Raw genomic sequence first — 14,086 nt, 5'->3', positions numbered from 1 at the left:
TTGTTATACTCAGTCGAAATGTTAACTATGATTAAAGTTCAATGCCGTTTAACTTGCAGAGCTCTCTTGCTGACTCAACTGAATCAACACCTTCTTTGTTCTTGATAGGAGCGAACTCTTTTTCTCTTACTACCTCGTAAGGAAGGCAGGTAGGAAGCTCATGGATCATATCAAGAACCAGCTGCTCGAACTTGCATCCGTTAGGAGCTTCAGGCTTAACAAGATTTGCATTCTCATCGATATAAGGAATCTTCTTCTCTACAACGTGGAGAGGAAGTGTATTCTTGGCGATCTCATAAAGAGCCTTCTCATTGAACAGGTAGTTGAGGATAACACCATAGTTGTAAGCAGGATCACCGTTCTCATCCTTGGCATCCATCATCTCCTGAGAGAGCTCATAGTACTCAACGATTGAAGGCTTGCCATCCTCAAGACACATAACTCCGACCTTCTCATCGGGAGCGTTCTTGCGAACAACCTTAGCGCCGCAGGTAACACCTGACAAAAGAGTTGCACCAACAAAGCAAGGATCTGCGATTCTCTGAAGAACATTGTCTACTGCAAAGATATCGATCCACTCAATTCCCTCTTTCTGGATGAGGTCACGAAGACCAGCCTTGAGCATTGAAGCATACCAGCCGGCATTTCCGTTAGGTGATGTTGAGATTCTGCCCTTGCCCTCCATGTATACCTTGCCGTTGTAATCAGATGCAGGAGCCATATCCTGCTTGAAGAATGTGATCTTCTCCTCAGGATATCCAAAGAAATTGTGCTTCTTGAGGAAGTTTATTGTTGCATCGTTGTTCTTTTCGCTTGTCATGATAAAGAGTCTGATGTAAGAACCATCAGCCTGCTTAACAGTGTCAAGAAGGTTCTCAATGATTCTCTGGAAGATGAATACAGGCTTTGTAAGTCCGATATCATACATTCCCTTAGGGTTGTCGGAACCAAGTCTTGTTCCCATTCCACCTGCAAGGAGGCAGGCAGCAACCTTACCTTCCTTAAGTGCCTTGATTCCGGCAGAAGCAAACTCATCTCTTCTCTTCTCAATCTCTGAAACCTGCATAGCAGCAAGAGGACTAAACTCTCCTCTTCCCTCGCTCTTACCAAGATTCTTGCAGTTCTCAAGCACAGCAAAATCTGTCTCATCGATCTGTGTGAGGAGCTCCTGCTTCTCAGCGTCTGTAAGCTCGTCATAATATTTAAGGACATGTTCCTGTCCAAATGTTTCAAGTTTCTTCTTAGCTTCTTCTAAATTCATATCCCACTCCTAATCCCTTTTCACTATAGTTTCCTTAAAATTGCGTTTTTGACCCATATATAATACTACAAAACCGTATTGCCTAAAAGCCATATTTCGCACAAAAAAGAGGGCTGTTTTCCCAGCCCTCTCATGCTTTTGCCTAATTATTTGCCATTAGTGAGTCAATCTGAAACGTCCCCGGTGACTCATCAGCCGCCCTGTGCAGGAGCTTCAGGTGCTGCTGCAGGATCAGCAGGTGCTTCCGGTGCCGGAGCAGGAAGAGGAGTTCCCGGTGTCCAGCATGCAGGATCTACAAGGAGTCCGTTCTTGTCAAAGGTGCAGTTTACGCCATCGAGAGGCACTGTAACCTTAACAAGCATCCTTCCGTTATTGCCGTCAAAGAATCTCCATCCATCGGGCTGCTGTACCCAGCCTACAACCTGATGTCCGTCAGCAGGATCAAGGTAGTAAACACCATCCTTGAGAGAAGCCATACCAACTACCATCTTGCCGTCTGCGCCGAAGTAGTAGCTTGCTCCGTCAATAGCATTCCAGCCTGTAACCATCTTGCCGTCAGGTCCGAAGTAATATCTGTTTGCCACATCGCCTGACCATCCTGCGAACATTATTCCGTCAGGTCCAAACATATAGTTGGCATTATCGATTGTCTGAAGTCCGGTGACTGCTGCATTGCCGGGACCGAAGTAATATCTCTGTCCCTGTTCATTAGCCCACCAGCCACTGATTGCAATACCGTCTGCGCCGAACATGTAAAGGCCTGTCTCAAGCGCATGCATTCCTGTGAGCATAAGTCCGTTGCCGTCAAAGAGATAAAGCTTATCGCCTATCTGTGTAAGTCCGGTATGCATTACGTACTGCTCATCAAAGTAGCGGATGCCATCCTCGAGCTGAAGGAAACCTCTCTGGCAAACGCCGTCAGCATTTGCATAATATACAGTTCCGCCCAGATTCAAAAGACCTGTGCATCTCTGTCCGTTCTCGTTGAAATAGTAATGTGCTCCGTCTATATCGGCAAAGCCTGTAAGTGCAAGGCCGCCCTGACCCGGATCGAGGTAGTAGATTCCGCTTTCATCCTGGAACCAACCGGTCTGAATAAATCCGTTGGGATCTGCATGGTATCTCTGACCGCTTAAGTTGATCCAGCCGTACTGTTTGCGGTAGTTGTGATAGTAGTATACGTGTCCGCCCCAGCTGCTGAAGCCCTCAGGGATGATCCTTGAGAAATAGTCAACATAGAGGTGGTTTACGTCTACTCTTGTGGGAACTCCTGCGTATGTTGCATGGGAACTTGACTGCCACATAGCATAGTCTCCGGGATAATCACAGGATGAGTTATACTGTGCAACCCATCTTGCAGAAGATACAAAAGGCATTCTTCCCATGAACCAGTTTCTGCTTGCATATACCATCGGCTCATAGCCTGCAGCATTGATGATTCCACAGAAAGTATCAGCAATAGCCTGAAGCTGACCTGCGTTCAGACCCTTCTGACATGAGTCCTCAATATCGATTGCGATAGGGAATGTAACTGTATAAGGTGCGACCCACGCCAAAACCTGATTGGCCTCAGCTGCTGCAGCCTCAGGAGTTGTTGCATATGAGTAAATATAGATACCTGTGCGGACTCCTGCTGCATTTGCACCGTTGATGTTGTTGATGAACTGCTCATCAAGGCCCTTCTTGGTTGTGCCTACTCTTATCATGGCAAACCTTACGCCCTGAGATGCAACCTGTCCCCAGTTTATGCCGCCCTGATACTTGGAGACGTCAATTCCAACAGCCACTTCAGGCCCTACTGCCTCAGCCTTAATGGATGTTTCCGGGCTAACAAGTAAAAGTGCCAGCATGCCCACGAGCATTCCGGCAGTGATGATAATACTTTTCAGACTTTTCTTCATACCTCTCCCTCGTTTTTTACAGATTTCTTAACATTTATTATAAGTGAAAAACGCACCCAAGGCAATTAAAACAAGCCAGTATTTATGGGCGGTTTTGTGGTATTATATTATTGTAAAATCGTCATATTTTTTAAGGAGGAAGACCCATGCTGAAAGACTTTGTAAAAGCCGAACTACCCGATGAAGAAGAACTTAAGTCAAAGCTTAAGGAAGAGCGCGCTCGCCTGTCTGCATCCCAGATGAAGATAAAAGAAGCTGGTCTTCCCGTGATGGTACTTTTTGAGGGCTGGAATGCCGCAGGAAAAGGCGCTTTGATCGGAAAAGTAATACGAAATATTGACCCGAGATTCTTCAGAGTCGCAACCATGGACAGGGAGCCCAGTCCCGAGGAAAAGAGATATCCCTTCCTGTACAGATATATAAAAGAAATCCCAGAAGCCGGTAAATTCCGCTTCTTTGACACCTGCTGGATGGAGGAAGTGGTGGACGGCGTCCTGGAAAAGAAGCTTACAGATGACATCTACCAAAAGAGAGTTCACTCCATAAACGTAATAGAAAGACAGCTTTGCGACAACGGTTACCTTGTCATAAAGTTCTTTTTCCATATATCCAAAAAGGAGCAAAAAAAGCGTCTGGAAAACCTTCAGGACAGCAAAGACACCAGCTGGCGCGTAGATAAGGATGACCTTCTGCAAAACAAGCACTATGACAGATGCCTTGAGGTATTTGAAAAGTACCTCAGCGACACAAATCAGTCCCGCGCCCCGTGGTACATAATTGATGCCACAGACAAGAAATGGGCAGAGCTTCAGGTTTTGCAGTTCCTTAATCAGGGCATTGATATTGCTCTTAAGAACCAGAAGATGAATGTTCCTATCCTTCAGAACACCTTCCCTCTTGAGAAGATCGGAAAGCTCTCGGAAATATCTCTTGATGATAAAACTGTTTCCGCAGCAGAATACGATGCAGAGCTGGACAGACTCCAAAAGGAGCTTAAAGACCTCGGAAACAAGGTATACAGAAAAAAGATCCCGGTGATCATAGCCTATGAGGGATGGGATGCTGCCGGAAAGGGCGGAAATATCAAGAGGATCACAGAGGCATTGGATCCAAGAGACTATGTTGTTGAGCCGATTGCAAGTCCCGAGCCTCACGAAAAAGCCCGTCACTATTTATGGAGATTCTGGACAAGGCTTCCCAAGACCGGTCACATAACCATTTTCGACAGAACCTGGTACGGCCGTGTAATGGTCGAGAGACTCGAAGGGTTCTGCTCAGAAAACGACTGGCAGAGAGCCTATAACGAGATCAATGAGTTCGAAAAAGAGCTTAGCGACTGGGGCGCAGTCATCATCAAGTTCTGGGTTCAGATTGATAAAGAGACGCAGCTTGAGCGCTTCAACGACAGACAGAACACTCCCGAAAAACAGTGGAAGATCACCGATGAAGACTGGCGAAACCGCGAGAAATGGGATCAGTATGAAGGTGCCATCGATGAGATGATTGCCAAGACAAGTACAACCTTTGCTCCCTGGTATGTACTCGAGTCCGTGGACAAGAAATACGCCAGGATCAAAGCTTTGAAGATTGTAATTGAGCAGATAAAGAAAGCTCTTGAATAAAACAAATAAGTCTCTCCGAACGTGTTTCGGAGAGACTTTTTAATTCTGCTCAGTTCACAATATTCCTGGGTTTTCCTTCCATCCAGCTGACGATGTTCTTCTTGACTTCGTCAAGGCACCTTGTCCTTGCCTGTGTGCTGGCCCAGGCAAGATGCGGAGTTACTATGAGTTTTCCGCTGTCCTGAATCTTCAAAAGAGTGGAGTCCTTGGCCATGGGCTCGGGATTTAAAACGTCAAGTCCTGCTGCGGCAATTTCTCCATTTATAAGAGCATCCGATAAATCCTTTTCCACAACAACCGCTCCTCTTGCGACATTTATAAGGATTGCGGTTTTCTTCATTTTCTCAAAAGCTCTTTTGTCAAAAAGATCTCTCGTCCTGTCGGAAAGAGGACAATGGAGGGATATCACATCTGATCTCTCAAGGAGCTCATCAAAGCTGACCTGCTCATAGTCAGTGCAGTTGCTGTGACCTGAAGATGCGTAAAAGATCACATGTGCACCATAAGCTGTTGCTATCTGTGCAACCTTCCTGCCGATGTTTCCCATGCCGACAATTCCGTAGGTCTTGCCATCAAGTTCATCAAAGGGAATATCCAGGCAGCAGAAATGCGACTGATTTGCATAAGCTCCGCTCTTTACAAACTCATCGTAGTGACGGAGATTCTCCATGAGATAAAAGAGCATTGCAAATGTGTGCTGGGCAACCGATGCTGTTGAATAGTTCACAACATTGGCAACCTTAACTCCGTGTCTGTCGCAGGCAGGAATATTGGCGTTGTCAAACCCGGTTGCAAACTCGCAGATAAGCTCAAGGTCAGGAGCTGCATCCAGGAGTTTATCCGTTATCTGACTCTTGTTGATGACAAGGACATTTGCGCCCCTGAGCCTTTCTGCAGCATTTTCCTCAGTCACCTTATCATCGTAATAGGTAACTTCTCCCAGCTCGTCGTAGATGCTGTAGTCCATATCTGTTCCGACACTGTCTTTGTCGGCAATTACTATCTTCATGATCTGTCTCCTTTTGTTTTATCTCGCAATTGAGTTCACTATATCAAATACAGCCCGGACTATCAATTGTAAAGAAAAAGCCCCCTCCGCTTATGCAGCGGAGAGGACTTGTCAGTCGTCGTCAAATTATGCGAAAGGATTCTCTGTTGGATAAGGAAGAGATGCAGGCTGATTGTAGCCGATTGTCTCTGCTCCAACATACTTGAATACCTCAAAGAGTGCCTTTCCGAAGTGTCCGAATGCAACTGCTCCGTGGTGAGGGAAGTTGTTCTGGATAAGAACGTGTCTGTAGAATCTTCCCATCTCAGGAATAGCGAATACACCGATACCACCGAATGACTTTGTAGGAGTATTAAGAACTTCTCCCTGTGCAACATATGCACGAAGGTGGTTGTCAGATGTGCTCTGCAGTCTGTAGAATGTGATATCACCGGGAATGATGTCACCCTCAAGTGTTCCCTGTGTAACTTCCTCAGGAAGGTTACGAGCCATGATTCTCTGGAACTTCATCTCGCAGCTTGAAAGCTTGCTTGTGCATGTATTTCCGCAGTGGAAGCCCATGAATGTATCTGTGTGCTTGTAGCTTGTCTGATTCTTGATTGACTGCTCGTACATATCATCAGGTACAGAGTTGTTGATATCAAGAAGTGTAACAGCGTCGTTACTGATGCATGTTCCGATGAACTCAGAAATTGCACCGTAGATATCTACTTCACATGATACAGGAATTCCGCGTCCTGTAAGTCTTGAGTTAACGTAGCAAGGAACGAAGCCAAACTGAGTCTGGAATGCAGGCCAGCACTTTCCGGCGATACATACGAACTTCTTGCTTCCTCTGTGCTCCTCGATCCAGTCAAGAAGTGTAAGCTCGTACTGAGCAAGCTTCTCAAGGATTTCAGGCTTCTTGTTGCCTGCGCCAAGGTCTTTCTCCATGTCAGCCTTGATGTCAGCGATTCTTGGATCACCAGCGTGCTTGTTGAAGCTCTCGAAGAGGTCAAGCTCTGAGTTCTCTTCTACCTCAGCACCGATGTTGTAGATCTGCTGGATAGGTGCATTACATGCAAGGAAGTTCATAGGACGAGGTCCGAATGCGATAACCTTGAGGTTTGAAAGACCATAGATAGCTCTTGCGATAGGCACGAACTCGTTGATCATCTTAGCGCACTCATCAGCTGTTCCTACAGGATACTCAGGAATATAAGCCTTTACGCCACGAAGGTGGAGGTTGTAGCTTGCATTGAGCATTCCGCAGTAAGCATCTCCTCTTCCGTCGATAAGGTCATTCTGTGACTCCTCAGCAGCTGCACAGAACATTACAGGTCCGTCGAACTTCTCAGCGATAAGTGTCTCGGAAATCTCAGGTCCGAAGTTTCCAAGATATACGCAAAGTGCGTTACATCCTGCCTTCTTGATATCCTCAAGAGCTTCCATAGCCTGGATCTCGCTCTCGATGATACATACAGGACACTCATAGATGTCCTTCTCATCAAAGTTCTTCTTGTAGGCATCGATAAGTGCCTTTCTTCTGTTTACAGCAAGTGAAGCTGGGAAACAGTCACGGCTTACAGCCACGATACCGATTTTCAAATCTGGAATGTTAATCATAATAATCCCCTTTCTACTCTCAAAATAAATCTTGTTTTATTATCAGAGGTCCATAACCTCATAGATACTTCTTAAATCAAAGCTCAGCCAGTGCTTTGTAGTCGTCCTTAAGATCAGCGTAGAGCTTCTTGTAGAGCTTGTGGTACTCTGCATACTTGGCAGCATTGCCAGCTACAGGCTCTGTCTCTTTTGCCTTGGTAATAAGCTTGTCGCAGGCTTCCTGAACGCTTGCGTATACTCCGCTTCCTACACCTGCAAGAATTGCCACGCCAAGAGCAGGTCCCTGTTCCTGATCGATTGTTGCTACCTTGCATCCGTAGAGGTCTGAGAGCATCTGTCTCCAGATCTTGCTCTTTCCACCGCCGCCGCAGGCCATCATCTCTTTTACGCTGATACCCATCTCGTTAAGGATGTCGTTGCAGTCGCAAAGTGAATATGAAACACCCTCCATAACTGCTCTTAAGAGGTGCTTTCTTGTGTGGATACCTGAAAGTCCGAAGAATACTCCTCTTGCCTTGTCATCAAGGTGTGGAGTTCTCTCACCGTTGAGGTAAGGAAGATAGATAAGTCTGTCTGATCCAACAGGAACTGTCTCGATATCGGCATTGATAAGGTCGTATGGATCAACTCCCTTTTCCTTGGCCTCTTCAATATAGCTCTGGCAGAAGTTGTCTCTGAACCACTTGAGTGAGAAGCCTGCTGCCTGTGTAACACCCATGATGTGCCATGCGCCCGGTACTGCGCAGCAGCATGTGTGAACTCTTCCCTTAGGATCGATGGAAACCTTATCAGTGTGTGCAAATACAACGCCTGATGTTCCGATTGTTGTGAAAGCTGTTCCCTCTCTTACTACGCCGGTTCCGATAGCTGCTGCAGCATTATCGCCTGCACCACCTACCACTACTGTATCTGTAGTAAGACCGAGCTGAGAAGCAACCTCAGGTGTAAGCTTTCCTGTAACCTCGCAAGATTCATACATCTTGCCAAGGAGTGATCTGTCAATATTCAGCTTGTCGAGAACTTCCTGTGACCAGTCACGCTTTGCAACATCCATCAGCTGCATTCCCGATGCATCTGAAACCTCTGTTGCGAACTCACCTGTCAGGACATATCTGATGTAGTCCTTGGGAAGCATGATGTGTTTGCACTTCTTGTAGTTCTCAGGCTCTTTGTTGCGAACCCATAAGATCTTGGCTGCTGTCCAGCCTGTAAGAGGCGGATTGGCTGTGATCTCGATCCACTTCTCTCTGGGCATGATCTGAAGCATCTCTTCAACTTCCTGCCCTGTTCTCTGGTCACACCAGATAATGGAAGGTCTGATAACCTCACCGTTTTCATCGAGCATCACAAGTCCGTGCATCTGTCCGGAAATACCGATACCCTTGATGTCAGCTGCATTTGCAACCTTGCCGGAATCCAGAGCCTCTTTTACAACTGCAGCTACAGTTTCAAGAGATGCCTTCTTCCAATCTGAAGGCTCCTGCTCTGCCCATCCGTTCTGAGGTGTATACATCGGATACTCATAAGCTCTCTCAGCAACAACGCCACCGTTCTCATCAAAAAGAACTGTCTTGGTTGCTGAAGTTCCTACGTCTATACCTATAAGATAATTCATACTTTTCTCCCATCCCACGCATAAATTGCGTGCTCAAAAAAAATATATAATAATACAACTTAAAATACAACGTTACAAATTTGCAGAAAAAACAGCGCTATTTCTATTCAATTTCACCATGCTTGTATTCTAATTTCTTCAAATCTGTACATCTTGTTCGATGCATTTTACTCCGGTGAGTTCTTCCGATCTCTTATCGGGCTGATTCATGCCGGCATAAACTTTGAAACTGTGTGAAAAGAGCTTTCGCTCGCCTTCGTTGTCTACTGAAGTAAACGCCTTGGCTGCAACCCTTACGGTTACCTTCTTTTCCTCGCCTGCCTTAAGATTTACTCGCTCAAAACCTGAAAGTGCAGGATGAGGAATCGCAAGCTCAAAGCCTGTGTCCTTGATATAGATCTGAAGTACATCATCAGTATCTGTGCATCCTTCGTTGGCAACGGTTACTTCAACGTTTGCTCCGTCGAACTCTCCGTCCTTAGTAAGAGTCTCAACCTTCATATCCTTGGCAACGCACTTTCCGTATGTAAGTCCGTATCCGAATGGATAAAGAGGTGTTCCCTCGAAGTATCTGTAAGTCCTGTTCTTCATGGAGTAATCCCTGAAGTCAGGAAGATCGTCTGAATTAGCATAGAAGGTTACAGGAAGTTTGCCTGATGGTGATACGTCTCCGAAGAGGATATCAGCGACATCTCTTCCGCCCTTTGCTCCGGGATACCATGCCTGGATAACTGCAGCTGCCTTATCCTGTGCTACTCCGAGGTTGATGGAGCTACCTGACATGTTGATGACAATTGTAGGCTTGCCACAGTCAAGGACTGAATTAAGGAGCTGTCTCTGAGGAATAGGAAGCTCAAGATTGATCTTGTCTCCTGATGCAAACTGGTTGCCTGCATCACCTTCCTCACCCTCAAGATTCTCATCAAGTCCGACTACAACTACCATAACATCTGAGTAGTCAGCAATGGTCTGAACTTCAGAGAGTCTGTCAGGATAATCCTGATCTGAGAGATTACTGAGATTTGGCTTCCAGAGATCACAGCCTTCTGAATAAAGAACTCTTGCATCTCCTGCAACCTTATCCTCAATTCCCTCAAGTACGGTAACAAATCTGGAGGATGTTCCATGGTAGTTACCCTGAAGAGCTATTCTGGAATCGGCATTTGGTCCAACCACACCGATGGTCTTAAGCTCTTTTTTATTAAGAGGAAGAATACCGTCATTCTTGAGAAGAACAATACTCTCTGCTGCAGCCTTGCTTGCAACCTTCTGGTGCTCATCGCACTCAACAACAGTGAATGGAATGTTGTCGTACTCGGTCTTGTCAAACATTCCAAGAAGGAATCTTGTTGTAAAGAGTCTTACTGCAGACTCTGTTATCTGCTCCTCAGTGATGAGTCCTGCTCTGTATGCGTTCATCATCTTCTGGTATGTGCATCCGCAGTTCACATCGCATCCCATCTCAAGAGCCAGCTGAACTGATTCCTCAGGGGTTGCTGTAACCTTGTGATTCTCGTGGAAATCTCTCACTGCCCAGCAGTCAGATACGAAATGTCCCTCAAAGCCCCACTTGCCTCTTAAGAGGTCAACCATAAGCGGCTTGTTGGCGCAGCAGGGTTCTCCGTTGGTTCTGTTGTAAGCACCCATGACAGCCTCAACATTTCCCTCTTTTACGCAGGCCTCAAATGCAGGAAGGTATGTCTCTTCAAGATCCTTCTTGCTTGCCTTGGCATCAAAGAAATGTCTGTCAGCCTCAGGTCCTGAATGTACAGCAAAGTGCTTGGCACAGGCTGCTGCCTTCATGTACTCTCCGTCCCCCTGTATTCCCTTTATAAAAGGAACTGCAAGAGTACCTGTAAGGTACGGATCTTCTCCATAAGTCTCATGTCCGCGTCCCCATCTCGGATCACGGAAAATATTTACATTGGGTGACCAGAAGGTAAGTCCCTTGTATATATCTCTGTCACCTCTCTTGGACTGCTCGTTGTATTTGGCTCTGCCTTCCTCAGCAATAACCTCTCCGACCTCTTTCATAAGATCCTTATCGAAAGCTGCTGCCAAGGCAATTGCCTGTGGAAACATAGTAGCTGTGCCGGCTCTTGCAACGCCGTGAAGAGCTTCATTCCACCAGTTATATGCAGGAACTCCAAGTCTGTCTATGGCGGGTGAATCATACCTGAGCTGTGATGCCTTCTCTTCAACCGTCATCTTGGCAACAAGCTCTTTTGCCCTTTTTCTTGCTTCTTCTCTGTTCATAAGTAATCCCTCAAATCAATAAATTTTCAGTTAGCTTTACATATTCAATTCTAATGTGAGCGATACCAAATTTCTCACCACATCTTGCCAAGTACTCACTAAATAAAAACGAGGCTGTGCCCGAAGGCGCAGCCTCTGTTATATCCAATATTATGGAAGCATATCTGCATCGCCGAAGTACTCAGCCCACTTAGCTGTTCTCTCGTCGATGATAGCCTGTCCACCTGCTGAAAGGTAATCAGCAAGACCTGCTTCCCAAACTGAATCAAAGTCAGCAGTTGAAGCAACTACAGCCTGATCGTAAACCTGATCTCTCTTAGCTGAAAGTGTATCACCTACACCTGCCTCAGCCTCGATAACACCAACGTTAACGTTCTTAGGCTCAAGTCCGTCAGCCTTTGAAATCTTGTCAGCAGCGCTTACAAGCTCAGGATCCTGTCCTGCATAACCATATGCGATTGAAAGGTCAGCAAGCTTCTGATCGCCGAAGTATGTTCCGTTACATGTGATTGTGTAGTCAATGTTCTTACCTGAGTTCTGGATAGCATCGCCTTCTGCTGCGATGATCTGGATAGCACCACTCTCAAGAACTTCGTGTGTAACGCCCTCTTCACCTGCCTGGAGATACTTGATTGTCTCAGGCTTTGAAATGAAGTCAAGGTAAAGAAGAGATGCAAGAGGCTCTGTGTTTGTTGTAGGGAAGAAGAGCTTTCTGTCACCTGCTGAAGAGTAAAGCCACTTAGCATACTTGCCGTCTGCGTTCTGGAAGCAGTCAACTGCTACGAACTTAGCATCAGGACCAACGTTTCTCTGAAGGTTAGAGTTGATTGAATCTTCACCGTTTCTGAATACATAATCCCAGTTGTGCTGGAATGCGCCAACATAGCCGGCCTTAATCATATCATCCTCAGTTGTGTCTCCGCTTCCGTAAAGAGCGAAATCCTTCCACATGAGGTTATCGTTATACCACTTGTTGAGGAGCTTGACAGCATCCTTTGTTGCAGCCTGTGTAACAGCTCTGTCATCGAATCCGTTGATGTAGTATTCTTTGTCTGTGATCTTAGGATCCATGAATGATGTGATGATGTTAGATGCTCTCCAGCCTATATCATAGCTTGTTGAGAAAGGAACCATCTTAGAAGCATCGCTTCCAAGAAGAGTATCAGCATTGTCTCTGAATGCAACGAGCATGTCCTCGAACTCCTGAGTTGTTGTAGGAGCCTTCATGTTAAGCTTATCAAGCCAGTCCTGACGAACGAAAGTAACAATTCTCTGCTGCTCAGCACGTCTTCCTTCAAGTGCCCAAACCTCACCTGTCTTAGGATCCTTGTCCCAAAGCATGTTCTGCTCGCCAAGCCAGTTCCAAAGGTTAGGTGTATCAGCCTTGTACTGCTCAATGAGGTCCTGAAGATCGATAACACCGCCCATCTGAGCGTATGTAAGAACTGTAGGATAGCTGTAAGTTACGCAGATATCAGGAGCCTCTCCTGCTGCAAGAAGGTTGTTGATATCATCAACCTCTGTCCATCTCGGAACCTTCTTGAAAGTAACTTCTACGTTGTGCTCCTCGAGCATTCCCTTTTTGATGTACTCTGTGTACATGTTGTTCTCAGGATCTGAACCGCCGTCATTTCCTCTGTCGTAGATCTCTACTGTGATCTTTCTTGTGTCAGCGAACTTACCGTCTGTAAGCTCTGATGCTGTCTCAGGCTCTGCAGCAGGTGCCTCAGCCTGTGTCTCTGTTGTTGCAGCAGGTGTTTCTGTAGTTGCTGCAGGTGTCTCTGTGGTTGCCCCACCGTTTGATGATCCGCAGGCAACTATTGAAAGAGCCATTGCAGATGCAAGAAACATAGATAATACCTTTTTCTTCATAACTCTACCTCCATATTTTTATATGTGAAATTAATTAATTACTACCAACTTTAAATAGGTTCTTACTCTTTTACTGCACCCAATGTAACACCATGGATGAAGTATTTCTGAAGGAACGGATAAATGCACAGGATCGGTATTGTTGAGAACATTACGATCGCTGCCTTTAAGGATGCTGCAAGTCCGGGAGCTGAGAAGCCCTCCTGTGTAGCAACCTCTACCTGGTTAATATTGTTGATGATGTTGTACAGAAGGAGCTGCAGTGTGTAGAATCTGTCATCTCTCATGTACATCAGGGCATCTGAGTAACCATTCCATCTTCCTACCGCATAGAACAGTGCAAGTGTTGCCATAACAGGCTTTGAAAGCGGCAGGTAAATGCTCATCAAAATCCTGAAAAGGCTTGCTCCGTCAATCTCGGCCGACTCTCTCAAGCTGTCAGGAATTCCATAGAAGAAACTCCTCATGATGATCATGTTGTAGACACTGAGTACGCCGGGTATGATCAGAACCAGCGGGTTGCTGAGCAGGTGAAGCTTTTGCATCAGCAGGTAGTTCGGTATTGTTCCTGCATTGAAGAACATTGTAATGGTTATAAAGATGTTAATTGCTTTTCTTCCCTTGAGGTGCTCAAAAATAAGGGGATAAGCACAAAGTGTTGTCATTGTCAGAGATGCGATTGTGCAGACAATTGTAAGAAATACGGTCCACACAAATGCTCTTATATACTTGGGATCCTTAAGTACAGTTCCGTATGCATTGAAGTTAAGGCCCTTAGGTAAAAGATATACTTCATTTCTTACCAGGAAATCAGTTCCGCTCAGTGACTTGGCAAGAAGGTTGATCATGGGAATTACGCAGATAAGGCTCACCAGCAGGCAGAACACCACGAACACCCAGTCCCAGATTTTATCTGTAGTTGATTTTACTTTCATCTCTTTTGTC

At 45.9% G+C, this 14,086-nt stretch carries 9 protein-coding genes; 1 reads left to right on the top strand and 8 read right to left on the bottom strand.

Going from position 1 to position 14,086, the window contains the following annotated elements; all coding sequences use genetic code 11:
- Positions 1–31 precede the first annotated feature (31 nt).
- A complete protein-coding gene (locus G590_RS0114930; protein WP_022766465.1) occupies positions 32–1,261 on the bottom strand; it encodes a UTP--glucose-1-phosphate uridylyltransferase in 1,230 nt (409 codons plus the stop codon).
- Positions 1,262–1,452: 191 nt separating this feature from the next.
- The gene (locus tag G590_RS0114925; RefSeq protein WP_022766464.1) at positions 1,453–3,162 is read right to left on the bottom strand and encodes a GH25 family lysozyme; all 1,710 of its coding nucleotides are present in this window, start codon (positions 3,160–3,162) and stop codon (positions 1,453–1,455) included.
- Positions 3,163–3,308: 146 nt separating this feature from the next.
- Between G590_RS0114925 and pap the strand changes: the two genes are divergently transcribed.
- Entirely contained in the window at positions 3,309–4,784 is a 1,476-nt protein-coding gene (pap, locus tag G590_RS0114920) for a polyphosphate:AMP phosphotransferase (RefSeq protein WP_022766463.1), read from the top strand.
- A 49-nt stretch (positions 4,785–4,833) separates the two neighbouring features.
- On the opposite strand, the gene G590_RS0114915 is transcribed toward pap, so the two are convergent.
- From G590_RS0114915 to G590_RS0114890, 6 genes are all read right to left on the bottom strand, one after another.
- Complete coding sequence (locus G590_RS0114915; protein ID WP_022766462.1) at positions 4,834–5,793, bottom strand: NAD(P)-dependent oxidoreductase; 960 nt, start codon at positions 5,791–5,793, stop codon at positions 4,834–4,836.
- A 126-nt stretch (positions 5,794–5,919) separates the two neighbouring features.
- Positions 5,920–7,398 (bottom strand): L-fucose/L-arabinose isomerase family protein, encoded by a 1,479-nt coding sequence (locus G590_RS0114910; RefSeq protein WP_022766461.1) that lies wholly within the window; start codon positions 7,396–7,398, stop codon positions 5,920–5,922.
- Between the two features lie 76 nt (positions 7,399–7,474).
- On the bottom strand, positions 7,475–9,013 hold the full coding sequence (gene xylB / locus G590_RS0114905) for a xylulokinase (protein ID WP_022766460.1): 1,539 nt from the start codon (positions 9,011–9,013) through the stop codon (positions 7,475–7,477).
- Positions 9,014–9,151: 138 nt separating this feature from the next.
- Entirely contained in the window at positions 9,152–11,269 is a 2,118-nt protein-coding gene (locus G590_RS0114900; RefSeq protein WP_022766459.1) for a glycoside hydrolase family 3 C-terminal domain-containing protein, read from the bottom strand.
- A 150-nt stretch (positions 11,270–11,419) separates the two neighbouring features.
- Positions 11,420–13,141 (bottom strand): sugar ABC transporter substrate-binding protein, encoded by a 1,722-nt coding sequence (locus G590_RS0114895; RefSeq protein WP_022766458.1) that lies wholly within the window; start codon positions 13,139–13,141, stop codon positions 11,420–11,422.
- Between the two features lie 62 nt (positions 13,142–13,203).
- Positions 13,204–14,076, bottom strand: a complete 873-nt coding sequence (locus G590_RS0114890) for a carbohydrate ABC transporter permease (RefSeq protein WP_022766457.1) — start codon at positions 14,074–14,076, stop codon at positions 13,204–13,206.
- Positions 14,077–14,086 lie beyond the last annotated feature (10 nt).

The organism is Butyrivibrio sp. XPD2006, from assembly GCF_000420865.1.
Lineage (GTDB): Bacteria > Bacillota > Clostridia > Lachnospirales > Lachnospiraceae > Butyrivibrio.
This window is presented reverse-complemented; position numbering and strand designations above follow the sequence as displayed.

What these genes read in the sequence shown, in the direction of transcription:
- pap (WP_022766463.1), top strand. Translation starts at nt 3,309, where the DNA reads ATGCTGAAAGACTTTGTAAAAGCCGAACTACCCGATGAAGAAGAACTT.
- G590_RS0114890 (WP_022766457.1), bottom strand. Translation starts at nt 14,076, where the DNA reads ATGAAAGTAAAATCAACTACAGATAAAATCTGGGACTGGGTGTTCGTG.
- G590_RS0114930 (WP_022766465.1), bottom strand. Translation starts at nt 1,261, where the DNA reads ATGAATTTAGAAGAAGCTAAGAAGAAACTTGAAACATTTGGACAGGAA.
- G590_RS0114925 (WP_022766464.1), bottom strand. Translation starts at nt 3,162, where the DNA reads ATGAAGAAAAGTCTGAAAAGTATTATCATCACTGCCGGAATGCTCGTG.
- G590_RS0114910 (WP_022766461.1), bottom strand. Translation starts at nt 7,398, where the DNA reads ATGATTAACATTCCAGATTTGAAAATCGGTATCGTGGCTGTAAGCCGT.
- xylB (WP_022766460.1), bottom strand. Translation starts at nt 9,013, where the DNA reads ATGAATTATCTTATAGGTATAGACGTAGGAACTTCAGCAACCAAGACA.
- G590_RS0114900 (WP_022766459.1), bottom strand. Translation starts at nt 11,269, where the DNA reads ATGAACAGAGAAGAAGCAAGAAAAAGGGCAAAAGAGCTTGTTGCCAAG.
- G590_RS0114915 (WP_022766462.1), bottom strand. Translation starts at nt 5,793, where the DNA reads ATGAAGATAGTAATTGCCGACAAAGACAGTGTCGGAACAGATATGGAC.
- G590_RS0114895 (WP_022766458.1), bottom strand. Translation starts at nt 13,141, where the DNA reads ATGAAGAAAAAGGTATTATCTATGTTTCTTGCATCTGCAATGGCTCTT.